This is a genomic window from Acinetobacter sp. 24-47-47 (assembly GCF_057737035.1).
In genome coordinates this window covers 1,499,546-1,523,927 of sequence record NZ_CM173216.1, presented here as the reverse complement: position 1 = coordinate 1,523,927, position 24,382 = coordinate 1,499,546, and the positions used below count along the sequence as shown (strand labels likewise).

Annotated in this window: 27 protein-coding genes; 4 read left to right on the top strand and 23 right to left on the bottom strand. The window is 40.4% G+C overall.

What is annotated here, in order from left to right:
- Positions 1-201: 201 nt before the first annotated feature.
- Complete coding sequence (locus AC1M9E_RS07170) at positions 202-1,668, top strand: GGDEF domain-containing protein (RefSeq protein WP_488225185.1); 1,467 nt, start codon at positions 202-204, stop codon at positions 1,666-1,668.
- A 4-nt stretch (positions 1,669-1,672) separates the two neighbouring features.
- On the opposite strand, the gene AC1M9E_RS07165 is transcribed toward AC1M9E_RS07170, so the two are convergent.
- The gene (locus AC1M9E_RS07165) at positions 1,673-2,836 is read right to left on the bottom strand and encodes an MFS transporter (protein WP_481607506.1); all 1,164 of its coding nucleotides are present in this window, start codon (positions 2,834-2,836) and stop codon (positions 1,673-1,675) included.
- 605 nt (positions 2,837-3,441) lie between these two features.
- Here AC1M9E_RS07165 and AC1M9E_RS07160 point away from each other — a divergent pair.
- Both AC1M9E_RS07160 and AC1M9E_RS07155 read left to right on the top strand, forming a co-directional pair.
- Positions 3,442-3,630: a hypothetical protein gene (locus tag AC1M9E_RS07160; RefSeq protein ID WP_481595290.1), complete on the top strand. Its 189-nt coding sequence runs from the start codon at positions 3,442-3,444 to the stop codon at positions 3,628-3,630.
- Between the two features lie 65 nt (positions 3,631-3,695).
- Entirely contained in the window at positions 3,696-3,920 is a 225-nt protein-coding gene (locus AC1M9E_RS07155) for a hypothetical protein (RefSeq protein WP_481590017.1), read from the top strand.
- A gap of 451 nt (positions 3,921-4,371) precedes the next feature.
- On the opposite strand, the gene AC1M9E_RS07150 is transcribed toward AC1M9E_RS07155, so the two are convergent.
- The 10 genes from AC1M9E_RS07150 to AC1M9E_RS07105 form a co-directional block, all read right to left on the bottom strand.
- Positions 4,372-5,136 (bottom strand): N-acetylmuramoyl-L-alanine amidase, encoded by a 765-nt coding sequence (locus AC1M9E_RS07150; protein ID WP_481595291.1) that lies wholly within the window; start codon positions 5,134-5,136, stop codon positions 4,372-4,374.
- Positions 5,123-5,359, bottom strand: coding sequence for a holin (locus AC1M9E_RS07145; RefSeq protein ID WP_481595292.1), 237 nt, complete (start codon positions 5,357-5,359; stop codon positions 5,123-5,125). The genes AC1M9E_RS07150 and AC1M9E_RS07145 overlap by 14 nt, the downstream gene beginning before the upstream one ends.
- A 59-nt stretch (positions 5,360-5,418) precedes the next feature.
- A complete protein-coding gene (locus AC1M9E_RS07140) occupies positions 5,419-7,908 on the bottom strand; it encodes a phage tail protein (RefSeq protein WP_488225184.1) in 2,490 nt (829 codons plus the stop codon).
- A 1-nt stretch (position 7,909) separates the two neighbouring features.
- Positions 7,910-8,332, bottom strand: a complete 423-nt coding sequence (locus AC1M9E_RS07135) for an NlpC/P60 family protein (protein WP_488225198.1) — start codon at positions 8,330-8,332, stop codon at positions 7,910-7,912.
- Positions 8,332-11,496, bottom strand: a complete 3,165-nt coding sequence (locus AC1M9E_RS07130) for a right-handed parallel beta-helix repeat-containing protein (protein WP_488225183.1) — start codon at positions 11,494-11,496, stop codon at positions 8,332-8,334. Before AC1M9E_RS07130 ends, AC1M9E_RS07135 begins: the two co-directional genes overlap by 1 nt.
- A 58-nt stretch (positions 11,497-11,554) precedes the next feature.
- Positions 11,555-12,412, bottom strand: coding sequence for a DUF2163 domain-containing protein (locus AC1M9E_RS07125; protein ID WP_488225182.1), 858 nt, complete (start codon positions 12,410-12,412; stop codon positions 11,555-11,557).
- Positions 12,409-13,050, bottom strand: a complete 642-nt coding sequence (locus AC1M9E_RS07120) for a DUF2460 domain-containing protein (RefSeq protein ID WP_488225181.1) — start codon at positions 13,048-13,050, stop codon at positions 12,409-12,411. Before AC1M9E_RS07120 ends, AC1M9E_RS07125 begins: the two co-directional genes overlap by 4 nt.
- 10 nt (positions 13,051-13,060) lie before the next feature.
- Positions 13,061-16,756 carry a lytic transglycosylase domain-containing protein gene (locus AC1M9E_RS07115; protein WP_488225180.1) on the bottom strand — a complete coding sequence of 1,232 codons (3,696 nt, stop codon included), beginning with the start codon at positions 16,754-16,756 and terminating at the stop codon, positions 13,061-13,063.
- A gap of 96 nt (positions 16,757-16,852) precedes the next feature.
- Complete coding sequence (locus AC1M9E_RS07110) at positions 16,853-17,785, bottom strand: phage antirepressor N-terminal domain-containing protein (RefSeq protein ID WP_481590004.1); 933 nt, start codon at positions 17,783-17,785, stop codon at positions 16,853-16,855.
- 82 nt (positions 17,786-17,867) lie between these two features.
- Positions 17,868-18,020 (bottom strand): toxin-antitoxin system HicB family antitoxin, encoded by a 153-nt coding sequence (locus AC1M9E_RS07105; RefSeq protein WP_481590003.1) that lies wholly within the window; start codon positions 18,018-18,020, stop codon positions 17,868-17,870.
- Positions 18,021-18,128: 108 nt separating this feature from the next.
- Between AC1M9E_RS07105 and AC1M9E_RS07100 the strand changes: the two genes are divergently transcribed.
- Complete coding sequence (locus AC1M9E_RS07100) at positions 18,129-18,380, top strand: Arc family DNA-binding protein (protein ID WP_481590002.1); 252 nt, start codon at positions 18,129-18,131, stop codon at positions 18,378-18,380.
- Positions 18,381-18,415: 35 nt separating this feature from the next.
- Here AC1M9E_RS07100 and AC1M9E_RS07095 read toward each other — a convergent pair whose 3' ends face one another.
- The 12 genes from AC1M9E_RS07095 to AC1M9E_RS07040 form a co-directional block, all read right to left on the bottom strand.
- Positions 18,416-19,183 (bottom strand): hypothetical protein, encoded by a 768-nt coding sequence (locus AC1M9E_RS07095; RefSeq protein WP_481595300.1) that lies wholly within the window; start codon positions 19,181-19,183, stop codon positions 18,416-18,418.
- A gap of 96 nt (positions 19,184-19,279) precedes the next feature.
- A complete protein-coding gene (locus AC1M9E_RS07090) occupies positions 19,280-19,570 on the bottom strand; it encodes a hypothetical protein (protein WP_179998024.1) in 291 nt (96 codons plus the stop codon).
- Between the two features lie 4 nt (positions 19,571-19,574).
- Positions 19,575-19,808: a hypothetical protein gene (locus AC1M9E_RS07085; protein ID WP_481595660.1), complete on the bottom strand. Its 234-nt coding sequence runs from the start codon at positions 19,806-19,808 to the stop codon at positions 19,575-19,577.
- Between the two features lie 26 nt (positions 19,809-19,834).
- On the bottom strand, positions 19,835-20,155 hold the full coding sequence (locus AC1M9E_RS07080) for a hypothetical protein (RefSeq protein WP_481595301.1): 321 nt from the start codon (positions 20,153-20,155) through the stop codon (positions 19,835-19,837).
- Between the two features lie 6 nt (positions 20,156-20,161).
- Positions 20,162-20,923, bottom strand: coding sequence for a hypothetical protein (locus AC1M9E_RS07075; RefSeq protein ID WP_481595302.1), 762 nt, complete (start codon positions 20,921-20,923; stop codon positions 20,162-20,164).
- A 60-nt stretch (positions 20,924-20,983) separates the two neighbouring features.
- On the bottom strand, positions 20,984-21,424 hold the full coding sequence (locus AC1M9E_RS07070) for a hypothetical protein (RefSeq protein WP_481595303.1): 441 nt from the start codon (positions 21,422-21,424) through the stop codon (positions 20,984-20,986).
- Positions 21,417-21,899, bottom strand: coding sequence for a hypothetical protein (locus tag AC1M9E_RS07065; protein WP_481613920.1), 483 nt, complete (start codon positions 21,897-21,899; stop codon positions 21,417-21,419). Before AC1M9E_RS07065 ends, AC1M9E_RS07070 begins: the two co-directional genes overlap by 8 nt.
- 7 nt (positions 21,900-21,906) lie before the next feature.
- Positions 21,907-22,101 carry a hypothetical protein gene (locus tag AC1M9E_RS07060; protein ID WP_481595305.1) on the bottom strand — a complete coding sequence of 65 codons (195 nt, stop codon included), beginning with the start codon at positions 22,099-22,101 and terminating at the stop codon, positions 21,907-21,909.
- Positions 22,102-22,110: 9 nt separating this feature from the next.
- Positions 22,111-22,494: a DUF4054 domain-containing protein gene (locus tag AC1M9E_RS07055; protein WP_481595306.1), complete on the bottom strand. Its 384-nt coding sequence runs from the start codon at positions 22,492-22,494 to the stop codon at positions 22,111-22,113.
- A gap of 8 nt (positions 22,495-22,502) precedes the next feature.
- Positions 22,503-22,889, bottom strand: a complete 387-nt coding sequence (locus tag AC1M9E_RS07050; protein ID WP_481595307.1) for a hypothetical protein — start codon at positions 22,887-22,889, stop codon at positions 22,503-22,505.
- Between the two features lie 13 nt (positions 22,890-22,902).
- A complete protein-coding gene (locus AC1M9E_RS07045; RefSeq protein ID WP_488225179.1) occupies positions 22,903-23,898 on the bottom strand; it encodes a DUF2184 domain-containing protein in 996 nt (331 codons plus the stop codon).
- A gap of 6 nt (positions 23,899-23,904) precedes the next feature.
- Positions 23,905-24,375 (bottom strand): structural cement protein Gp24, encoded by a 471-nt coding sequence (locus tag AC1M9E_RS07040; protein WP_488225178.1) that lies wholly within the window; start codon positions 24,373-24,375, stop codon positions 23,905-23,907.
- Positions 24,376-24,382 lie beyond the last annotated feature (7 nt).

Sequence of the window (24,382 nt, the reverse complement as noted above, 5' to 3'; positions counted from 1 at the left end):
AAACTTATAGAATTAACGTGATAAGAACAATTTTATATAAGAAAATGAATTCCCTATTGATGAACTTTAAATCATCAGCAGTTTAATGCGATCTATTGATTTATTAGTGCAAAAATATATTCTTATCAGAATAATATTCATTCTATACCTCACAGAAAGCTTAAAAATATAAGATTTTATGCAAGGGAATATACGTTAAGTATGACCATATGGATACGAACAGAGCTGATTAAAAACAATGCACAATCTTTTTTGATTGTCATGCTCATCATTACACTTTGTGCTTTGGCTGGAATATTTGGTCGACCTCTCTCATTTCTTTCAATTTTCTGGCCTGCAAATGCCGTACTACTTGGTCTTTTTTTAAGATTTAGTTATCTCAATAATCTTGGTGGCTGGCTTGGGGCCTTTTCTGGGTATATGCTTGCAGACCTAGGTACTGGCAACACTTTACAACTTACTTGGTTGTTAACTCTTGCTAACTTGCTAAACCCATTAGTGACCTTATACCTACTGAACCGGTTAAAAATCAATTATCAAGAATTCAATAAAGGTCTTACATTTGTTTACTTATTTTTAATTAGTGCTTTTGGAGGGTGCCTAGCGAGCCCAACCTTTGCGATTTTAACCATCCCTTATGTTCCTAACAGCTTTATGGAACTCAGCCGTATTTGGGTTGATTTTGGCATGTGGTGGAGTGGTGAAATTCTTAACTTTGTCGCTTTTTTACCTATTGTTCTCGCATTACCAAACAAAACTACAGTTCAACAATATTTTGTAAATCAAAAAAATCAACGTTTAAGTTTGCCCCTTGTCTTACCCTTCATATTTGTCGTTGTATCTGTAATTCTAACTCACTTTTTTATTGGCCCTGGCGCCATCATGTTCCCGATCGGAGCACTCATCTGGGCAGCATTAACCTACAATTTATTGTTGGTTGCAATCATCAACTGCTTTGTATGTATGTTCTTATACAACAGCTTAAGTGCATATTATCTAACAGAATCTCCAGAAGCATTTATTTCGACAACACAGTCTGTTCGCATCGGTCTTTTCATGCTGGCTTTAGGCCCACTAACATTATCAATTATTAGTTTGAATCGCCAAAAGCTATATCACCAAATATTATATTTAGCGAACCATGACAGTTTAACAACGACTATGAATCGCCGATATTTTTATGAAGAAAGCGAAAAGACGATAGATTCAACTCATAGGGAGGCGAAATCCAATATTCACAGCGTGTCTATTCTACTACTCGATATTGACCACTTTAAAAAAATTAATGATCAATATGGACATGAAATAGGTGATATTGTTCTCAAAGACTTTAGCAATATCGTCAGATCTCAAATTAGATCAAATGATTTATTCGGTAGAGTTGGCGGTGAAGAATTTGCCATCTTAATTAAAGATAGTAACCTACCAGCCTGCATTAAAATCGCACAGCGTATATGCGACCGCGTGGCAGAAACACCGATTATGATCAGGCAAAATCAACATCTCAATATTAGTGTAAGCATAGGTTTAAGTTATCAACAACTTCCGTCTGGCACCCCATTCCAACAATTGATTAATCGTGCAGATGTTGCCCTTTATCAAGCGAAATCTGAAGGACGAAATAGATTATGCGTGGATCCGCAATTACTATTTACTCAAACATCATAAGTCACTATCTTGCTTCAGTGGGCTTGAGATTTGGTAAAGCGGATAAAAATATGAAACCAATCAACGTTGAAGCTCCTGCAATGATAAAAATATAGCTGCCAGAAATCAGCTCCCAATATTGTCCTGCCAATACGCTTCCAGATGCCACACCCAAGCCCCACATCGTACTATACAAAGCTTGAGCTCTACCATGCTGCCCAGCAGAAAAGTGCTCAAAAATAATGCGCATCGCCAATAAGTGAAATAAACCGAAACTGAATGCATGCATTGTCTGGGAGAGAAATTGGAGAACAAAACTTTCAGGAAATAAACCAACAATCAAAAACCTAAGCCCAGTCATCCATAAACAGATCGCAACCAACTGACGCCATGTAAAACGATTTAAAAAAAATGATGCATAGGCAAACATCATGATTTCAGCAATAACACCTGTTGACCAAAGAAATCCTGTTGCTGTGGTACTAAATCCAGATGACTGTAAGTAATTGCTATAAAAACTATAGAATGGTGCTTGAGCAAACAACATAATGAACTCAATTAAGAAAATTGCTTTCACAACTGGTTGTTTTAAAACTGGAATAATGGATTCAAGTGTTTTTTGGGCTTTTGGTGCGCCCTTCGGTTCTTTTACTGTAAATGACCATAAGAACGCTAGAAATGAAATACTCAGTAATAAAATCGGGAGATACTGAATATCGATGATTTCAAGAATTAGACCAATAAAGAAAACACCAACAATAAACCCAATCGATCCCCATTTTCTCACTTTGCCATAAAGTTCATTTCGTTTTTCGCCTAACCAAAATAATGTAACGCCTTCAAATTGAGCAAGTATCGCATTTTGAAAAAAGCTGAAGATCAACATTAACAAGGCAATTGATTGAAAATTATTGGGTATAATAAAAATGAGGAACCATATACTCGCTTCCATCCATGTTGCGATTCGCACCAATAGCATTCTTTTACCCGTTTTATCCGCCACCCAACCCCAAATAAACGGCGCAAAAAAACGTGTCATGATTGCAATTGCACTAAGCCACCCAATCTCTAAAAAGCTAAATCCCTGATCTAGCAGATATAGACTCCAATACGGCATGAAGGTACCGACAATCGCATAGTAGAAAAAGTAGAATCCACCTAATTTTGTTTTAATTGGCAACGCTTGTATCATATTGCAATTACCAGTATTTTCAATAAGTTAATATCATTTAATAGTTGCATACATTTGTTACCACTTAGGTGTAATTGCACTTCATCAGTCTACAAATCAGTCTACAAATTTATTTTTTTGTAGACTCTTCATTTTTTGTAGACTGAAGATATTTACGTCTTAGAAAATAATTCTGTGATCATTTTCATCAGAATTAATTGTTAGTAAGTTACTAAAGAAATTTTATACTTTACCTATAAGGTTTCCTACCCAATTTTGCTATTTCTCTTTTTTGAGAATTCAGCGGATAGCATAACTTGCAAAGTATTGAAAAAATTTCAATCTATAGATTGAATCGTACTAGACTGCGGTAATAGAGTTTGATGAGGAAATTACTGCTAAATTGCTAATGTATAAATTTATGACAATGCATGAGTAAGAGTTTTTATAAATTACAAATATATTAATTTAAATATTATATTAATAATCGATTAATATCAGGCACTCATAATAAATATTTCTAAAACTATAAATCTTGATACATATTCAGGGTATCTATTAATAAATATAAGGCACATGCTGAGTTTGTCGATAATACTATTGACAATTCAAGGACAATCATTATGTCAAATTTCACAAAGTCAAGTGACTCTAAAACCCAGCAACAACATAACCAGCAACAATCAAATCCTGCAGGCGATAATACGCAAAAAACTCAGCAAGAAAAAAATAAGGAACAGCAATTAAATGCTGAGAACAGACAAACTAAAGATGCTCCGAAAGAGCATACTGAGGTCGAAGTTAAAAAATAACTTATAACTCAGAATTCTTAAATCATTTAAAAGGTTTAACTCCTTTTAGGTGATTAGGATAAATAATGAATATTGTTAAAGTTAAAGTCCATAAAATGTATGAAAACTTTCACAGAAATCCAGCTATTCAATATGTTGGGTTTTTTGATGATAATAATGTATTAATCAGCTTATACGATAACAATAATATTAAACTCATTAATAAAATCGGGACGTTGCAATGGGTAAGCATTGCTACTAATCAAGCTTACTTTGTTGAAATACCAGATTATATTAGTGCCGAGAATTAAACTCATGATGATTAAATACCCTCAAGTAATCCTCGTTTTTCACAAAGAGTCAAACCACAGTGATCGTAGATGTGCTTGGGCAAACTATAATTATCAAGGGAAACTAAATAACATTACAGATTTTTATGGCCAGAATTTATCTATTTACGATGGCAATAAAGTTGTCATCGATGGTGATATTTGGGTTCTGGAAAGTCATCTACACAAGGTATATAGAGATAGAGGTCGCAAATGAAAAAAATTCTAAGTGCATTCGATTTAAAACGTAATTTATATTTCAGAAAATTAATGCTCGATGGTGATTACAAACAAAATGTATATGATTTAAAGCATAGGAATAATTATGATTTATATGTATATAAATTAATAGATAGTGAATCAGGCAGAAAACTGTATTTTAAAAATTTTATTATATTTAAATAAATTAGCCCTCATTTAGAGGGCTATCTCTTTACTGATTAGCAATAATTACTTTTGAGATTTCCCTGGCAATCAACCATGCTTGATCTTGAATTAGCTTTGCTTCAGCATCATGAGAGATAAAACCAACTTCAAGGATTAAACCTCCATTTTGTACGAAAGCCAATTTGCCTCGAGCCGATTTAGATTGATCAATCCAGCCACTATCTCCACGAAGTCGTGAACCTGTGATTTTCTGAACGGCTTTAGAGATCTCTTGAGCCAATTTCTTATCTTTAGGTAATGAGATTGTTTCAATACCAACAGCAGTTTTGTTTGCTGCTGCATTCATGTGAATCTCTAGAGCAATTTTAGAGCCTTTGATCAATTTGAGTGCTGAAGACAATGGATCGTTCTGAGTACCGATACCATCAGTTTTAACCTGTAAGCCCGCGTGCTTTAAGTAATAAGCCAAAGCATTTCGAATGGTTACAACTAAATCTGCTTCTTTAAGACTGCCATTTACCGCACCAGGATCAGAATTTGAATGCCCTGCTGTTACAGTTACAAACTGATTTACGCCATGCAGTTCAGGTTGAGCTTTTAAGCGCGCGAGCACCATTGCTACACCAACAAAACACCCGACAAATTCTTTCCATTGTTCTGGAATGTAGGTTTTTAGCTCTGGTGGAATAACATTCCACACCTGCACAAACTGATCACAGAATAAAATCAAGGCATAAAAAAAGGCGCCAAATGCGCCCACTTGTACTGACTTGAGTTTCCAAGCCTGTTTCCAATTATCAATTAATTTCATTTTTACCTCTGTGCTTTTCTTCAGCACGTTTGTTTTCAAGTCGTTTGTAATGCCAATTCACTAGAAATGTGAGAAATGCCAATAGCAGACTCAGCCAAGGAATCCAGTTGATAGTTGCCACCCATGAAAAAAGGGTGCCTATTCCTAGACACCCATATGTAAATTTTGTAGCTGTGGACGCGGCAACCGCAGCATCTACGGCTAATTGCGCCTTTTCAGACATCTCGCCCCCTAAATTTTGGTAATAAAAAAGCACCCGAAGGTGCTTTATGGTTGAAAACTTTAACTATCAGCAGTTGCCTGTGTGATTCGTGTTGAATAGTTCCACGAGGTCGGCTTCCACACGTCTCGCGCAGCAGCACGCACATAATATGTAGTCGTTGATTGCAAACCAGTAATCGTGCAAGCATTTTCAGTCCCTGTCCAACGTGCTGCCGTTGTATCAGGATCAAAGTTCGCATTGGTACTGATCCACACCTGGTAATCTTTCAGATCAGGCACTTCACTTGGAATCCAAGTCACTGTGATCGAATCTGCAGTTGCCGATGTGTACACGTTCAACAATTGTGGTGGCACTGGATTACTGATATTCAGCTCTGCAAAAGTGCTGACAATCGAACCGTTTTTACTTGCAACACGTACTGTATAAGCACGTTGAATACCATCGATTTTTGCTTCATCCATGCTGTATGAATAGTCGGTATTTGTTGTATCAACAGTTCGAAGCAATACACCATTCGACCAAATCTGCACAATATAACCTGTCGCACCAGCTGCACTTTGCCATTGAACTTTAAAGCTTGTGCCTTCAAATGCAGACTGCAGCGATAAACCTTTAACACCTGCAGGACGACCACCATTGATTGTGTAACTGTATGCCGTCACTTCATCCAAGGTTTCTTCCTTTTGCTCAAGACCATTGAAGCTTGTGAACTTCAGATAAATCTGCTTACCAACCATATTTGAGTTGAAGTCATACTCAAAAATGGCTCGGTCAATACGAACAAATGATTCACCTGCATTGTGTGAGCCTGCATCGTCAAAACGCCCACGAAGCATTCCACTTAATGTATAACGTCCTGATCCATCCAAGGTTGCATCGATATAGTTGATATATTCATCACCGACTTTACACAGTGTTGCATCAACTTCAGCGTCTTCAAGCGTACCACCAAAGATTTGACTAGAAGTATTCAATTGAACTTGCATCAATGTGTCATCTGCATCAATTGCTGAAACTAATGTACCGTAACGCGCTGAACCATAGATAGTGCCGATCATTTCATAAGTCGTATTGTCTATACTTGCCCAGACGTTACAGCCACCCCAATTAATACCACCTGACGCAGCTACCCAAATCTGATTTTTACCATCAGTCAATTCTAAAGGAGGCTCAAAAATAGCCGGTGCATTGACATTACCTGGTTCTTCATTGCCACCTTGATACCCATTCGATGATTGCAGGTCATACTCAACTGCTGAGCGAGATCCGACGGCTAACTCTTCAGCTGTAATCGAAAGCACTCCTTCTTCATCTTCTTCAACTCGTGTGATTCGTACTGGAAACTGATTCAAACCTAAGGATTCATCCGTAATCGTCACAATATCCATCGGCTCAAGTCGGCAGTACTTCCAGCCCAATTCAAACTCATATTCATTTCGAACATAGAGTTTTCGCTGTAATAGCAATTGCACCGCATGACGAGCAATTTTTGGCTCACAGAAAAAGTCAAACTTAACTGGATCTTGTGTACGTAGCCCAAACATTTCAATATTTGCTTGGTCCTTTGCTTCAACCGTTTCTGTGTTGTACTGGTTGAAGCGATTCACGTATTCAATTTGGCAATGGTTGTATGCATCGGTATCGCGACTTCGACGCACACGTACTGGCTGATCTTCACCTAAAAAATCGTCATCTGTTAAGTGATATACCGGTTCAAGATTTGGCGTAAATGTCACGCCATTTCCTGTCACTGCACTGTCACCGTATGAACGGATTTTCAAACCGTCTGGACTTGGTACCACAGCACAATTCACCGCTTCCACAATTTCATTGATGATTTCAAATGCTTCACGCTGTTCAGTCAAAGCAGGACTGATCAACAAATTGCTGGCTGCACAATACGTCCGAAATTCAGATAAATCTGCCATATTCAAACTTGGTGCTGCACCGTACCGTGGATTGGTGATGAAGTCTTCTATCACGTCGGCGGGATTCGCATCATGAATCGTTTCTGAAAATGTAATGTCGCTGATCACTTCAAAATTGTGATTCGATAATGCTGCACTACCGCCCAGATCATAATTGGCACATGCCACATATCCAAGGAATGGATAATGCACCGCTTCATCGGGATGCTTGGATGCTAAATATCCCCAAACAGGATTGTGATCACCATCAAAGAGTTCAAAACCAATCTGATCTATTGGCTTGAGGTGCACACCGCCTTCAGTCTTTGTGACAATCTGCTCTTTATCACGCCAGATGATGCCAATGTCTTTGATTTTGTTTTCACACAGACCCAACATCAAAGATGCTGAATAAGTATATGTTGTGTTTTTTGTCTTGGTTTTACCACCTTTACCACCAGATTTAGTGGTCGTTGTATGGGCAGTGGATTTAAAATCACCATACCAAAACATATTGGCTGCGACACGGTTTTTGCCATAAACCAATGGCTGAGTCAGACCGTATGCAGATTGCTGAATGCGCATCGAATTGATGCGCTTATCAGACGTACTGATCGTCGTACTTCCAAATACTCCACCCATATTATTCTTTTAGCCTCTTCATACGAAAAAAGCCCGCAATTCTGCGAGCTAGACTTCCTTTTGTGCCATCTTGGAGTATTACTCCTTGATGAATATAGGAGTGAATAATCGTTGGCCATTCGACGACAATTGCACCATGACTGATGCACTTGCCAAAGTGATACAAAACAATGTCACCAGGCTGTGGCTCATCGACTTCATAGCAGACGGATAAAACATGCTCTAAATATCGTTGACCGAGCTGATGCATGTGCCAATCGGGAGGATAAGGACGCGGATCTAAATAATCCATGAGTCCAACTTTTTCATAGACTTCACAAATTAGAGTCCCGCAATCCACACCCACACCTTTGATGCGCCCCTGATGATGGTATGGGGTACCGAGCCAGGTCAAAGCTTCGGCAACGGCTTCAAGATTTCTCATTACCAATTGCCTTCAATTTTGAAAGTTGACGGGGCAACAAATGTACCCTTGTCAGCTGAGTTATTCATCATTGAATTTTTGCCTGACACATTCGAAGCTGCAATATCGATTACATTTACTGAAGTTGTCTGAGAATCGTTTGATATCTGATTACTATCAACCCTCAACCCTTTTACAGTTTCAGTATGAATCTTAATTGCAGGTTGTGTCGAAGATCCGTTTGTTTCGATCACCATATCTGAAAATCGAGAATTAATGACGGATCTCGCACCTGTAATATTGACAGCATAAGCATTTGTTTTGCACATACTTGAACCAGATGTATTTACATTTTTAATGTTGTAATAACCATCTGAAAAAACAAGTCCGCCGTTTACCGTTCCATCCGATGGTCGTTGCTGCACATCCATCCGTACACCATCAACATCACCAATAAATTTCAATACCGATTTATTGGATCCTTTGTACTGTCCGCGAATTTCAACACCAGAGCAACCGCCAAGAGCGATCACATGCTCTGGACTATTACCTGTTGAATTTGCGCCAATAGAAACAGAGACAATACTTCCAGTACTTCTACCTTGCAGCTTGATCATACTATCCATGCAATGCCAGTGATCTTCAATTGTATTACCAACAATTGTTAGATCCTCGATAAAACGCTCATTAGCAATCGCAAGAATACAATATTTGCTTGTTGGATCATCACGAACTGTTAATGTTCCATCAACTTCAATATCATTACCGACGATTTGAATGTTATACATCTCTGCATCATTTAAAAAAATATTAATGCGGTTGAATAGAATATGACAACCTGTAATGTTAATTTGATGCAGTTTGCACGTATTATCAAATTCAATTCCAGATTCTGTATTTACCCAGATGTACGAATCAGCAATATTTATATTCCTATTTTGACCTGATATTAAAATCCCTTTTTTTAGGTGCGCAGTATGAACATTGCGTAGCGTTGCATTACAAGTCCCGATCAGTTGAATACCGTAGCCGCTTTTTTGACTTGCTCGATCGTCGTCCAATGTGTGCACTTTAACTTGATCAAGTACAAAACCTGCTTCTTTTCTCCAATAATTCTGTGTTGAGATCGTGTCACCCGCATGACCATTAATCATCGAGCCTTTAACGCGAATCGCAGCAATATCACCTTGTGGGATAAATGTCACACCATTTCCATTTACTCGAGTCAAATTCGCTAAATTAAACTCAATGGTTTTGGTTACTTTATACTTTTTAGTGGGATCAAAATTAATCACCCCGCGCATGAGCGCGATTGATGCAATTAAATTATCGGAATCATCAGCAACACCATCGCCCACCCCCGCACTAAACAAGCCTCCTTCTGAATTTATAGCAGGTTCAATAATTTTGGCTTCTGGTGAAAATTTATAGCCGTAGGTTTCGTATGGTGTTTGTGTGTCACCCAGTTCTACTTGAAGAAAATCATCGCTGTAATCTGCTTCGTCATACGCGCAATAGATTTCAATATAATTAGCTTCTGCGTCAGTTGTAAATGTGTATGATGATGCTGAGTTATCCTCGAATATAATATTAATACCATAATCTTGACTTGCTGAAAGATATGACGGTCTTTTTCGTGACCATCCGATTTTAAAGCGATTTCCGCCTTTTTTTGATACTGTATAAGTTGTTGATGGCTTTACTGCAACAATTGCAACACGAGAGCCCTTTTTATTCTCAAGCTCCGCCGATCTAAAAGTTATCACTGATAACGCACCAACACCTCCCCCAAAATACGCATTAAATACTAAATCTCGATCCTTATTAAACAAGTTTTTGCCTTTGACAATATTGCTTGTTGTTAGATTTGGAATCACAGCTTTGGGAATGTGTAACTCTCGCCCAATGTTAATTTGATTATTTGTAAGAATCGGCAAGGCGTGATTAATATCGATCATGCCTTCAAATAATACGAAACGCGGATTTCTTACGTTTACTTTTTGACTAATAAGTAAAAAATTCGCTTCTACGCTTGTCGTAAAATTGCCAACAATTAATGTTTCAGCACCATTTATCACTTTTTGAACAAAAGTAGAGTTATCAATAAGAAAATCAGGCTTGGCTCTCAATATTTCATTGGGCTCATTGAAAAACTCACCAACATCTAGAGATCTAGCACCAAGAGAAACAAGAGTATAATTTTTTGATGGTTGCACAGGTAAAACATACAAACTTGCATTTGACTGACTGTTTGTTTGAACCTCACCTGACGTAAAATCAAGCACATACCCCATTTGAGGTTTGCTATCTAGATGTGAGCAAACGTAGTTAGCAGGTAAAGCATCAAAAATATTTTCTTTAGATGATTGACTTAATCGAAGATCATCAATGATATCTACCGCATATTTTTTTGTTTTAACAAAACTATCAGTGTTTAAATTAGTCGATATATATACATCTTGCTGATCTAGATGCACATTCTCTGTAGCACTAAAAAAACATGTGTATAGTGCTAAATAATCAGCAGATGACGTGTATTCAAGCAAATAGCAATCTTTAGAATCAACTTTGATGGTTGGAACAGTAGTATTAAAAAAATCAACTTTGTTAACTATTGCTAGACTGTTTTCAGAAGAATCGGGTTTTAAGATTGCATTGACTGCCCCGATTTCTAATCTGTTAATCGGTGTGTCTTTCGGAATAGCTAAATAATATTTAACCCCGGATGTGACTTTAATGTAATGTACACCACCGAAATCTAAGATTAATTTATTAATGCTCGAACCCGCAAAATATAATTTATCGTAAAAAACACGACTATATAAATCTGATTTACTCGTACTTTTGTTATTTAAGCTGTTGACCGGTAATTCTTTTGCAAATTTAATTGCTTGGGTCAACGGATCGTATGCACTTTTTGTTAATACCGTCGCGTTCTCTGTTGACTTATAATAATCACCACCATTTTCAGCGCTCAAGATTTTTACAGACACACCTAATGGAATATTAGCAATATCCGCATTGGCTGCAGAAAGCGTTGCATAAGATTTATAGTAACCGTTCGCTGTAGCAGATTGTCGTTTATCCAATTCATCAACGAAATTAATAAGCTTTGCTTGCGCTTGCTGGAACTTACGCTGAGTAATATTAGTACCAATAAATTCAAGAATATTTGGTAAAGGCATTTTCCTACCCCATAAAAAAACCAGCTCAAAGGCTGGGTATGGATTACTACAAATTTGATTAAACTGCGGTTTCAGGTACCGGTATAAAAGGCGCACCACGGAAACGAGAGAAATTATTGAAACGGTTCTGGCAAGTTTCCAGTCGCTTATCACATCCTGGATAAACTTTGATTCGTTGCCCTGCCTGTGGTGCTTCCAACAACGGCAAAGTCAATAACAAAGCCCCCGACTCATGCATACGAATCGTCCGTTTTAGACCAGCATTGCCACCATCTAAAAACTCAATTACGCCTTGCGTGAACCAACCCTGTGGCTGATTCACCTGGCATAAAACTCGTGCTGCAGTACTGCCCGATTCAATCGTTGCTTGCACCATGAAATTTTGACGCAATAGACCGCATGCCGTGTCAAATAGCGTATTGGTACAACTTGGCTGATACAGGTTTCGCGGCATTTGCACATTCAATTCATCCAGATCTGATGCAACACTGGCTTGAATTGAATTACGATCTAAGTCAGGCTCAATGATTCGACCTTCGAACAACTTAATGGTGCCGGCACTGGTGTCCGTTGGCATACTCATATCCATAAATATGCGCTCCAACTTAAATCGAGCACCATCTAATTGGCCATTATGAAACGCTTGAACAACATTAATGCCGTTCCATTCATTATCATCAATACAATTAATGCTGATCGATAAATTATCAACTTCAATGCCGAGTGACAGGCTAATCCCTTCACGACTGATGATTGGACCTTTCGAACTATATGCTTGACCTGCAACAGTCAAATCAAAGTCATAATTCGTATATCTGAATACATCACCCTGCACAGTTGTAATAGTATAGAGATCTGCCATTACAAACTGATCAGCATCAAGCAACGCAATTAATTTTGGAGAAGCAGCTCTCATACTTTATTTCCTAAAGATCCCACCAGATCAACTCTTTTTGCGTTCCAAAGTTTATGCATAAAGTTCGTAAACTGTTGCTCATCATCAGCAAATCGGCACCGATAATAATAAATGCCATCAACTTGCAACGTATCACCTGCAGCAAGGGGTATCGGTAAATTCAACAAACCGTTCTTTGTAATTTCATACTGTGTTACCCACATTTTTGCCTCAAGATCAGTCCACATTGGTTGATCAAGATCATCACTCCACATAAGAGGGTCTTCAGATACAAACTCAGCCGTATGACTTACCGGTATTTCTAGGCTGGCCATTTTCTTATACAATTGAAAAGAAGTGGTTTCACCATCACCAGTAAAAGTGCAATTAAACTCATAATCATCAGGCATCTTGAAAAGAAATGAATCGAAAGCACCACGGCGCTCTAAAAAGAAACTTTCGAGTTGCTGCAATTCATTCCTACCATTATTTTCACGTAAAAATGCAAATGACATTGAGATTTCATACTTAGGAACGGCTTGGTAACTTGCTCGTAACTCTCGACCATTCACAGAAGTCATAATTTTGGTATTAAAAATGGGAGTTTTTGACAACTCCCATTCAAGACCAGGTAATTCAGGAAATAATACATCAGACACGAAAACCTCCTTAGGTACCGAAATTACGGCGATGGCCCTTTAATCCACTCGCCAATTCACGACCATGCTTTTCAAAGAAACGCTTTACGTCACGTGAGTCAAAGGCTTGAATTGAGAAATGGTTACTCACTTGTTGACTTGGAGTTTGAGGTGTGCCAAAGCTTCCATCTGCACTTAGTGACTTACCTAAGGCACGAATCGTATTCGCGTGCTGCTTAGGTAAAACCATTTCTTCTTCGTGAAGTTGAGTCATGGGGTTTACACCAGCAGGAATATCGTACCCGCCTCGAGCAGAGGCCACTTTTCCAACAATTGCTGATACACCCGCGAATGCAGCAATACCAGCCGCCACACCCAATGCAGGACCTACGATTGGAATAGACGAAAGCGCAGCCCAAGCACCAGCCATAGCCTCCCAAGCTGACATCATAATTGACTTTAAGACTTCCATGAGCTTTAAACCTAAACGAGCAATTACACCTGTTGAAGTTGCAGCGGTTTTCATGCCTTCACCAGCTACCACGGCGCCAGTCTGTGCAGCTTGACCTGTCACCTCCGCAGCGGTTTCAGTTTTGATGAATCCAAGCTTCGTAGCCAAACGAACAGCGAGTTCTTTAGCTAGTTTTTTAGTTGGTTCAGTGATCATATTTTGAATGAATTCACCAGCAAGTTCTGTGAATATGGCATTCATGGCATTTTTCCAGGTCAATGTTCCATTCATCATGGACTGAATGCCTTTATCCCATAGACCAGACATTCGTGACGTTAGATTCCCAAACTTATCTTCAAAGTCTTTCATTTGGGCATCAGAAATCATGCCTGGTGCTTGGATATCAGACACCGATCTTTGATGATCTAATGCACTGATTTCATTGGTTACGCCACTTACCCCAGAACTATTCCCAGTGAGTTGACTTAGCTCTTGTTCAAGATCTAGGCGCTCCTCCAATCCAATACGCTTGATGGCATACAACTGTTCTTCAAGTTGCTTTGCAAGACGTACCTTTTCAACATTATTGATTCTTCCAGCATCAAAATCAGCATCCAAACGTGCCATTTCTAGCTCGAATATTTGCTGAGACAAAATCATTTTGCCTTGAAGCTCTTCCTCATGAAGCGTCTTGAGTTTTTCAAGTTGTTCAACACGAATCGCTTTGATTTTGTCGGCGGCTTCCTGCTCAGCTTTGATTGAAAAAGCTTTCTTTTCTTCAGCTGACAATATAGAAGAATCAATGTCACTTAGTTCTTTCTTAAGATCTAAAGCAACCTGCTTGCTTTCATCTGCATATTTATACTGCAGTGCTAGCATTTCCTTTTCAGCTTCTTCAGCTTTGCGGATTTGCTCTTGAAGTGATTTATCAAAATCTGAAGATTCAGTCCCTGCTTCTACACCGTTAACGCCAGCCATGTAACCCTTGACGTTTTTCACGTACTGGCGATTAATTGGACCAATACCGGTACCACGATCAACATTCCCTTCACCTGCATGATAAGCAGAAATAGCCTTGTTGATATCACCATACTTATCTAGCAAGAAACGCATGTATTTGGCTGCGCCTTCAGCAGCTTGTTTTGTGTCGAATGGATCAGATACGCCAAAGCGCTTGGCGGTCATATCCAGCATTTGAAAGTTGCCTTTCGCCTTGCCGTATTTAGTCTGAACGCCTTCAACATTTCGACCCTTAGTCTCTTGCATGTTAAGAGCTGATAGCATGCCACTCGGCAAGCCATACTTGGCTTCAAATCCTGAATAGTTAAACTTTTCAGCATTCGCTTTTACACGTGCATTGACCTGCAAGATCTGTTGCTGTTTTTCAAGCTCCTTAGTTTGACGTTTTTGAGTCTCCTCAGCTTTCTTTTCAGCTTCCTCACGCGCTTCAGCTGCTTGTTTACGCTTCCAGTCCGCTTCTTCAGCCTGTTTAACAGCTTCAGGCATTGCACCGTCTTTAGCGGTGTATCCCATACCTGCCTTATCACGAGCATCTGCCATGTGCTCAGCACGCTCACGCGACACACCACCAACTTTCATGTTGTGTTGAATATAGCGTTCTCGTTCAGAATGTTTGTTAGATTCACGAACATACTCCATCTGCTTTGCAGTCAAATTGGCTAATGCATTTGCTTTATCGTTGATGGAATTTGTGTGTTCCTTATTATCCTTAGTACCTTGTGTCACAACTTGGTTATAAGTTTTTAGAACACCCTGAGCATCAATGACTGCTTTACGCTCTTTATTAACGGCAGCAGCTTTCTCATCAATTCCAGCCTTATGTTTAGACTCAACTGTTCGTAGGTTATTAATACCTGTGGCTAGTTGATCTGCATTCAGCTTGCCTTGAATATATTGATCGTGGAGCTCTTTAGCTGCTTTTTTATCAGCATCTGATGCATCGGAATGATTAACTACCGCACGCACCAAGCCAAGTAATGCAATTTCCTGTTTACGAAAGCCTTGTTCAGCTTTGGATAAATCCGCCGTGGCTTGCCGCGTCAAAACACGCTGTTGAGCCTTATCAAGCTTTTCATATTCCTCACGAAGTTGAGCAACTGTTTTGCCTTGTGTGCTTAACGCTGGAACAGCTTCATCACTGCTTCGTTTCATGTAAAGGAATGCAGCACCTGCCGCTAGACCTTGAAATGCCAACATACCTAAGCCAGTAGGTCCACCGAGCAATGCTGACGCACTACGCAGTACACCCATCGCCGTAGCAGTACGCATCGCTTGACCCTGAAGCGCAGACAATTGCATTTGATAAGCCATGCCTTGGGCAACACCAATCACAAACTCTTTAGCCAATACGGCGCATTGAACAACCAATTTAGCTGAAATAGCTGCACCTAAAGCGATGACCACAGCTTTGATGTTGTCAAAGTTCTGCGCAATAGCAGTCACTGTAGGCGTTACTGAATTGATCAGCATTGCTTGGAAGCCTTGGAACTGAAGCTCTAGTGTGTAAAGGTTTTCTTTGGCTTTACCGAGGTTGTCCACCATATCTTTAGACATGATAGCGCCAGCATTCTTGGCTTCCTCACCCCATTTTTTAAAGCCTGCACCGCCGTCTTTGAGTAGTGGAATAAGCAAACTGCCATCATTGACGATCTGCTCCATGTAGGTGATAGTTTCAGCGTGCGATAAATTGGCTTTTTCCAATCCATCGTAATATGCCTGGATAACTTCTGGACCACTTAAATCTTTGAACATATCGATGGTCACACCAATCTTAGGCGCAACCTTTTCAAAGAAGTCCATCATTTCGCCTTCACCTCGGCGTGCTTCACCGAGACGATCTAGCGCATCCTTACCCATCATGCCGAACTGTTCTAATGACAATCCAGCTGTTTGAGCACCCTTGGCAAAGTATTGGAGGTCTTCTACCGATTCACCCAGCATGTCAGACATTTTCTGAACTTCTGAAGCGGTGCTAATTGCATTGCGAGTGAAACTGACCAATCCATCTACAGCTAAGGCAGAACCAATACCAGCAGCAATTTTTTTACCTAGGCCCAGCATCTGCGTTGAGATATTGCTTGAAAGATTATCGAAGATCTTTTGCACACCAGACACGTCAATCTGAAAGTCCACTTTCTTACCTGTGACTTCAATCTCCTGCGCCGTATCTTTAACAATACTTTCGGCTTCATTCATGCCTTTTTTAAGTTCAGAAGTCTTCGCACCAACGTGCACTTCCACTCGATTGTTGCTCATAATTCCTATCTCGCAGGCATAAAAAAACCGCCGTGAGGCGGTTGTAGTCAGTCAAGGTATGGTGAAAATCACCACACCTTCGAATTTTTTTTAGGGTTATTTAACTAGGCGTTCCATAGCATTTTGCATAATTAAAGGGAGCTGCTCTTTTGAAACTAAATCTGTACGATTCACCAATTCTGGGATTTTATTAGACTCAATCATCACGGCGTTTTCGGGCACAAGGTCAATAGCAAACCCACCCTGATAATTCAGTTTTACAGTCATTTGCTTGCCTTGAAGTATCTCCGACATTAATGCCTGAGCAACTTGTTCAGGATTAAAGGATGGATGTTCAGGCATTTTTCCACCTAAGCGTTTAACCTCGGCTTCCAAATTCTTTTGGTACTCAATCAAACGATACTGTAAAACGCCGTGACAATTCTGAATAGCATTTACATCTACTGGGGCGTGAGATTGGTATTTATCGAAAGTCAAAATTAATCCATGAACATACTCGACCGCATCATCCAAGTTTTCTAATGGTATTTCGTCAATGTGATCAACATTAAATCGCTGTTGAACCATGATATACGCATCTGAAAAGTTGATTTTCACACGCGATACTAAGTTTGATACAGCATGACGTAAGTTCTCACGATCTTTAGGAGTTGTTTTACGTGGATTAACAGCCTTACCTTTAGCCCAATAATCCCAAAGTACATCGTCGCATTCCTCTTGATACTTAATAACCGTGTCTCGAAGTTCAGGTTTTACTTTGTTTGGGCTAATAGTCATAAGCCAGCCAAATAACTTTTTAACTGGCAAACACGTCATAAGACGATCTTTACCATCATTTGCAACTATTGTGATTTCCACAATGGTTGAAGCGAAGCGCTGTTTTAGCTTCACAAATTGAGAACCCCAGTCTAAACCCATGCCATCAACAATAGGCTTCATAGGTGTGTATGGTTGCCCATTATGCTCAACTAAAAATAATTCAGCATTGTGGAAAGGTACTGTGATTTGTTGTAAACTCATAGTTGTCATAACTATTTTCCTTTATGGTTAATAGGCAACTAAACCTTGTGATATGTGAGAGTTGAACAAGGTTTTTTTGTGCCTGTTGATTTCATGCTTTCGCATTCTCTTGGTCAAGTAAAAGTTCAACTGCTTTGTTGATTAAATAATTCATTGAACGGTCTTCCTTTACAGCCTTTTCTTTTAGTTGCTTGTGCAACTCAGGTGGAATTCGTACTGCTACCTGTGTATCTGAACGTGCCATTTAAATCTCCAATAAAGCACCGTGATCACATTAAAGCACACTGCTTTATTGATGTAAAGCACAGTGATGCAATATTATTCTTTATATCACTAGCAGAGTCTTTCGTACATGGCACGTAACGATCCACAAATGAACCTCCGTGTACCCATGGAGTTAAAAGAACGTATTGAAAAAGCAGCTCTTGAAAATGGTAGAACCATTACAGCGGAGGCGGTCTATCGCCTTGAAGAAAGCTTTTCTCAAAACCTATCTGCTGTTGAAAAAATACCTACCGAAGTTCTAATGATGGAACTTGCTAGTCGTATGAAAGGTTATAGCCTTACCGTGGAAGAGGTTGCGCGCATTAAAAAAGCACCCTAAGGTGCTTCTTTAAGTAAGTTTCAAAACTATGGGAGTTACTGTTTTGTTCCTAAGTACAGTACTGCGTTCTGTCTATTACTATTTTCTGCCACTGCATAAAGTGATTTAATTGATGAATCATAATAAACCACACCCTTTACAGACTGTCCCGCTAAGAGACAAGGTGAATAACCAAAAGCTAAATCAACATTGTAGTAAGGTGCATTTTCTTCAACTGCTATTTTCCCCGTGAACGTACAGCCACTTTGTCCCTTACCTGAAATCACACCCGTATTTGAAATTGTTAAGGTTGCTTCTTCAATACCTTCAACTATCGCTGATTGACCTATATAAGATCCTGCGATTGTCGTGAGATTGGATACCGAGTTATTTAATTCAGCATCATATAAAGTGTCAAATGTAACCTGATTTGAAGGCGTATAAGTGATCGTTCCATTTAGGCTCTTTTTAGTTTCAAAAGTACCATTAATAGATGTGTCGTAAACTGCACTACCACCAAAATAAAAGTCTTTCCCTTTAATCGCTTTTACTGTGTTACCAGAAACAGTTAAGTCACCAGTCATGAAGCCAGTAATTCCGTTAGAATAAGGTGGTGTATATAGAAACCAGAATTTATTATTTTTATCTACCAACCCAATAACATTTTGCGCTTGATTGGTCTTGCCAGTGTAAACACCAGTGATTTCAGCATTAGCTACAGGTGTTTTATCTCCCTCATTATTAGAAGAAGATGAATTACCCCCGCCACCACCGCAAGCAGTCAATGCCAAAGTTAATAGACCCAATCCAATTACTTTTTTCATGGTTATATCCAAGTTGTTATAAAGTTCCCGCGAACTTTAACCAACTCAAAAACTTTAATCAATCAGGGCAGCCTTAGCCACCCTGAATAAAACTGACTACGCATTACGCATAATTTTGATTTTAGGCTTATCCACAATGCCAGCATAATGATTTACCTGCTCAACAACATGCATCAATTCTTGGTTAATCGAAGTGATTTCATTCACCAAACTACCCAACTTTGCATGATCTAGTGTTTGTATGGAATCAGATACACTTCCAGAAATACGAGCATTCAAAGTTACTCGATCAATACTGCTTGCTAAATTATGTCGCTGGGTTATTAATCGCTGGTACTGCTCCAATACAGTATGGTAACGACCTAATGCCTCATAATCTACAGTCATAAAATTATCCTTGTGGAAAGTTAATCAAAGCATCCATTAAATCATCTTCATCATCGCTTTGAGCATCTTCTGAACCAGTACTGTCTTCAATCCCCATAAATGCCTCAAGGATCCGACACAGACGCTGAATACCAACATGGTTGGGAGGACACTGCTTATGATACGCATTCAATGCTTTGACTCTTGGAAAATCCAATTCATTACGCACATAGTCGTAATCCTTGCCCAATGTAAGCACCAAATGCGTGTACAGCTCCTCCCAGTCTATTCCCCCGAATCAGTGGCCTGCTCGTCTTCACCTGTATAAACTAGACCAGAAGCCCCCATGACCGTATCAAATACGGCGTTCACGTGACCAATATCAAGTAGTTCATCAGCAATAAATTCGCGGGTAATGTCAGGATAGTTACGCTTTAAAGAGCTATGTGCTACATCTGCCACTAAAGCAAAGTCACTTGGATCAAAGGTTTTAAGCTTCGGCATCAGCTTTTCAGCAGTACCTAAGGACAACGGCGCAAAAATCCAAATCTGGCCATTAATTTTAAGTGGGTTACCACGTGGGTTTTCGACCTGATTAAATTGCATATGGTATTATTCCGAAGTAGTCCATTTGAAGACACGGCCTAAATCATCGGCCATTGGCTGGAATTCAAACTCAGGTAGATCGTAATCATCTTGTTTTGAACTGAACGCAAGCTTATTGCTTGTACAACGGTAGAATTCAATACCAAGACCCTTGCCCTTGTATTCCCGGAACAGATCAACACTGAATTCAGGCGTATAGCCCATATCCAAGTTACTTACGACACCTGACTTAGCACCTGCCACCGTCGCTGTGTATTTAAAGCTGATAAATACCGTTTTACCCACATCAGCTGCTGCAAAGGTATAAACACCTGTCGCTTCATCCACACTGTATTGACCTGCAACTGGTGCACTCGCCACACGCTTTAATGGAATTGCCTTACTGTCAGTCACGCCTAAATCTTTCACGAATGTACCGCTGTTCGGAACGACTGGTGTTACTGACACTGCAACGACTTCACCATTGATGGTCTGCGCGACTGCAGTAATACCACCTTCAGTGACCACGCCACCAAAGAAAATGGAATTTAGCAATGCGCCATTGATACGACCCATTGTCGCTTTACACTTAATCGAACCTTTACCGCGTGCGGCATCTACGGCGAACTGACCACGGCCATAGAGTTCTTTTAAGTCATAGCTGATATCAACTGACGTTGACTGCAGTACGCCCACTTCAACGGGTGTGCCGTTGGAGATTGGATTACCGTGCACATCCTGTAATGGTGTGGCAAAGATTTTACCGGCACCAAATAAATATTGAGCCATATCGACCTCTTAAAAATGAGAAAACCGCCGTATTGGCGGTCATGGAATTTATGAATTGCTTTAGGTAGTGGTGAGGATCCGTATCGGAATAATGGCAATCCCTTGGTCATCAAGCATATTTTCCACTGCTTCAAAAACTTCGATCGTGCCCTCGATCCAACAATGCTCGACCAATCCTCCTAAGGTTTGGTATTCGCAGATGTCAGGATGATCAGGCGCAAGCTTGGCACGTACTTGATCAATCATCTGATTTAACTGCACGCTCGGCGGTATAGATGGATTTGATTCATGAATGTAAACGTACACTTCCGCTTCAAGTTCAACCTTGGCATCCAAGCCTTTGATCGGTGCTTCAGTCTGGTTGCCTTGCGTCACAAATAACGCTGGGCGCTGTTCGGGTGTAACATGGTTAAAATGCCTTAGCCTGCGACTCGTGGTTTTAATCCCATCGATACCCGATAGACGATCAAACAATGCCTGGTAAATGGCTTCACTATTCACTGCTCAATCCCCTTTCAATTGCAGCATCAATATTCTTCGGCACACTCTTCGCCACTTCATCCAATGAATCACGCATAAAACGGCGCTCTTTCATATCGACTTTACGAGAATGGGCTTTGATCATGATTTGACGTGCTGTGATCGGCTGACCAAAGACTTTCTTGATCATCCGAAGATGCGCCTTAATGGCCAATGCACCTTTAAGCCCAAATTCATGAGCAAAGGCATAAGGTACCAAAGCACCACCCGCACCGACTGTACCCTCGATCCAATCCTTATCCTCTTCCACCTTAGATGCAACAGATCCCCTTAAACGCCCAGACTGCACATTCAAGCGCTGACCTGTCAGCATGTCTTCCTGAATAGTGCGCTGAAGTTTAAGTGTGAGTGCATTTACCGTGCGCCGTATTTCAGCACGTACACGTTCATTGACCTCGTTAAAATCAACATCAGCATCAACACGGTAATCACTCATACATCACCTACTTTGCAGCAGCAGTTTCTTTTTTAGGTTCTGCTTTGATTTCAGGTACCGCACGTTTAAAACCATGTGGTGCCAAGATGTGTGCAATGTCGGTATCCGACTCGATCACACCTTTTTCAACCTTGTACGTGGTGCCTGCAATTTCAAGCGAAGTCGCTTTGAAATTTTCAGGCGCTTGATACTTAAATGACATGCCTTGCTCCTAAACAACGAAAGCACCAACACCCAAACGATTAGGATTGGTACCATCATTGCCAATTGGAATTGAATTTTTTAATGCCAGGTAACGCTGGCCATAAATGCTTTGGTTATAAAATGCATCAGTACCAGAACGTGAAAAGCTCACACTCTGACCTGCAATAGTCATACTTGATGCATCTGAAAAGCTGCTACCAGACTTTGATTTGTATGCAACTCTGAGAATATGTGCTGCATATAGACCCACAGCACGTTCTTTCAGATCACCAAATTCAAGCGCCGTTACAACAAGACCAGCTTCTTCTAATGCATCGGCAATTTCAGCATCAGAAGTATTTAATAATGTTGTGTCGTACTTAAACTTTAATTTAAAAGCTTGTGGGTCCATAGTTCACCTTATTCAGTAGCTTGAGCAAGTTTTTCTTGCAGCTGTTCAAGTGTTTCATCTTCAGCGAAGGTGATTTCAAGATCAGTCAGCGCTTTACGCACGTCATCAATCGTGAGCTCAGGAGTTTTGGATTCATCCTTGCCTTTACCATCGTCAGCTTTGCCAGATTGTGCGCCTTTGCCACGACCTGAAGCAGGTTTTGAATCACCGGCTTCTGCAATTTCTTCAACAGCCAGCTCACCTGCATCAATAATATGCTTGGCAAACTTGTTCTTTTGGAGTGCTTTATGGTGATTGGCTTCAACTACTACGGCGATCCCTTTAGGTAAAGTCACCAGGCCTGCAAAAACAAAAGCGGCATTAGAGCCGCTGTAAGTGTATGAATATTTAGCCATGAGATTTTAATCCTTATGCATGATCAAGGTAACGAAGTGAATCAACACGTTTCAACCAAACGCCCTGATATTTGTAATGACCAGGTACAAGCACATCTAAGCCTTTTGGTTGCGCCGTCAGGAATACAACGCTGTTACCTTTGAATTGAATACATGATGGATCACGGCGATAAATGATCGAACGGTCAGCACTTGCAGTACCTTTACCATTACCACGACCAGAACCACGAATCGTTAATGGCTTACCCTGAGTGGTGAAGATGTTGTTTTCTTCAATGTACTTCAGGAATGTTTTACCGCCTGAGTTTGGTACCACACGTGTTGAAAGGTGTGTGTACTGCGCTGATGCCATCAAGTAGGTATCAGGCTCAATAGACGCATCACCGTCAAACAAGTCTGTCGAGCTTGCCAACGAGTTATTGAAGTCAGATAAAACCTCTTCAATGGTCGCTGTAGCCCAATCGTGCTGACCTGTCACGATGGTAACGCCTGTTTGGTTCAAGAAGCCATTCACTTGTTCAAGCTGTCCACTGGCATTCGCTTTGGTGTAACCGTACCAAGCGACATTTGACATGTGCTTTTCAGCAGCTAAGTTTGCAGCCTGAACTTTATCCGCTTCAAGCGTGAGGTTCATTTGCTGTGCGGTCGCCAATTCAACCACTGAATATTGGTAGCCAATCACACCGACTTTCACTGGTAGGCTTACAGTATCGTATTCAACTTCTGCAAGCGGAATATCATCACCTGTACCAGCATAGTCTTCGCCGATACCCACGCCTTTTTTACGAGACAGAATTTCACCACCACCATAAACCGCATTTACATTGGTCACTGGGATGAACTTGGCGTAGTCAAGGACCTGTGCAAGCTGTGGTGTAATTTCGTTTTGTTCTTCGATCTTTATGAAGAGCTGTGCCAATGCATCCATGTTGAACGCATCGCCAACTTGTGCCTGAATGGCATGTGAAATCGGCGTTAAACGCGCTTTCATTTTTGCTAATTTGCTCATGTGTTATTAAGCTCCACGAAGATTAAGAAGGGCTAAACCATCGGCACCTGTCACGGTTTCCCATGCTGCACCTGGAAATACTGTTCCGTCAGTTGCTGAGCTCGACAAAGAACCCAACGGCGCTGCTGTGGTACCGTTTGCAGTTTTTACGTAAACCGCAGCAGTAATGTCAGTGATTGGCGCTGTAGGCTTGACCCAAATTGCACCTTCAAACATCACAGGCAACATATCAGCCGCTTTATAGGCTTCTTTACCAGCCGCCGTTTTGCCTGTCTTACCAACGCCGTGGCGTACCACCACACCAAAACGTGTCGGTGTAGCACCTGCCACAGCCGTTACAGATTTGCCATCAGTCGTGCGGACAACCACTTCACCGTCATTGACTAAAGTCAGACCTGAAAGCGGTAATGACAGTACAACCTCTTTGGCAGTTAAACGGCCACGTTGACCGACTACCGCATTTAATTGCTGAACCATGATTCAA

Excerpts from the sequence above, each read along its gene's own strand:
- AC1M9E_RS07170 (WP_488225185.1), top strand. The coding sequence starts at position 202 with ATGACCATATGGATACGAACAGAGCTGATTAAAAACAATGCACAATCT.
- AC1M9E_RS07160 (WP_481595290.1), top strand. The coding sequence starts at position 3,442 with ATGTCAAATTTCACAAAGTCAAGTGACTCTAAAACCCAGCAACAACAT.
- AC1M9E_RS07155 (WP_481590017.1), top strand. The coding sequence starts at position 3,696 with ATGAATATTGTTAAAGTTAAAGTCCATAAAATGTATGAAAACTTTCAC.
- AC1M9E_RS07150 (WP_481595291.1), bottom strand. The coding sequence starts at position 5,136 with ATGAAATTAATTGATAATTGGAAACAGGCTTGGAAACTCAAGTCAGTA.
- AC1M9E_RS07145 (WP_481595292.1), bottom strand. The coding sequence starts at position 5,359 with ATGTCTGAAAAGGCGCAATTAGCCGTAGATGCTGCGGTTGCCGCGTCC.
- AC1M9E_RS07140 (WP_488225184.1), bottom strand. The coding sequence starts at position 7,908 with ATGGGTGGAGTATTTGGAAGTACGACGATCAGTACGTCTGATAAGCGC.
- AC1M9E_RS07135 (WP_488225198.1), bottom strand. The coding sequence starts at position 8,332 with ATGAGAAATCTTGAAGCCGTTGCCGAAGCTTTGACCTGGCTCGGTACC.
- AC1M9E_RS07130 (WP_488225183.1), bottom strand. The coding sequence starts at position 11,496 with ATGCCTTTACCAAATATTCTTGAATTTATTGGTACTAATATTACTCAG.
- AC1M9E_RS07125 (WP_488225182.1), bottom strand. The coding sequence starts at position 12,412 with ATGAGAGCTGCTTCTCCAAAATTAATTGCGTTGCTTGATGCTGATCAG.
- AC1M9E_RS07115 (WP_488225180.1), bottom strand. The coding sequence starts at position 16,756 with ATGAGCAACAATCGAGTGGAAGTGCACGTTGGTGCGAAGACTTCTGAA.
- AC1M9E_RS07110 (WP_481590004.1), bottom strand. The coding sequence starts at position 17,785 with ATGACAACTATGAGTTTACAACAAATCACAGTACCTTTCCACAATGCT.
- AC1M9E_RS07105 (WP_481590003.1), bottom strand. The coding sequence starts at position 18,020 with ATGGCACGTTCAGATACACAGGTAGCAGTACGAATTCCACCTGAGTTG.
- AC1M9E_RS07100 (WP_481590002.1), top strand. The coding sequence starts at position 18,129 with ATGGCACGTAACGATCCACAAATGAACCTCCGTGTACCCATGGAGTTA.
- AC1M9E_RS07095 (WP_481595300.1), bottom strand. The coding sequence starts at position 19,183 with ATGAAAAAAGTAATTGGATTGGGTCTATTAACTTTGGCATTGACTGCT.
- AC1M9E_RS07090 (WP_179998024.1), bottom strand. The coding sequence starts at position 19,570 with ATGACTGTAGATTATGAGGCATTAGGTCGTTACCATACTGTATTGGAG.
- AC1M9E_RS07080 (WP_481595301.1), bottom strand. The coding sequence starts at position 20,155 with ATGCAATTTAATCAGGTCGAAAACCCACGTGGTAACCCACTTAAAATT.
- AC1M9E_RS07075 (WP_481595302.1), bottom strand. The coding sequence starts at position 20,923 with ATGGCTCAATATTTATTTGGTGCCGGTAAAATCTTTGCCACACCATTA.
- AC1M9E_RS07065 (WP_481613920.1), bottom strand. The coding sequence starts at position 21,899 with ATGAGTGATTACCGTGTTGATGCTGATGTTGATTTTAACGAGGTCAAT.
- AC1M9E_RS07060 (WP_481595305.1), bottom strand. The coding sequence starts at position 22,101 with ATGTCATTTAAGTATCAAGCGCCTGAAAATTTCAAAGCGACTTCGCTT.
- AC1M9E_RS07055 (WP_481595306.1), bottom strand. The coding sequence starts at position 22,494 with ATGGACCCACAAGCTTTTAAATTAAAGTTTAAGTACGACACAACATTA.
- AC1M9E_RS07050 (WP_481595307.1), bottom strand. The coding sequence starts at position 22,889 with ATGGCTAAATATTCATACACTTACAGCGGCTCTAATGCCGCTTTTGTT.
- AC1M9E_RS07045 (WP_488225179.1), bottom strand. The coding sequence starts at position 23,898 with ATGAGCAAATTAGCAAAAATGAAAGCGCGTTTAACGCCGATTTCACAT.
- AC1M9E_RS07040 (WP_488225178.1), bottom strand. The coding sequence starts at position 24,375 with ATGGTTCAGCAATTAAATGCGGTAGTCGGTCAACGTGGCCGTTTAACT.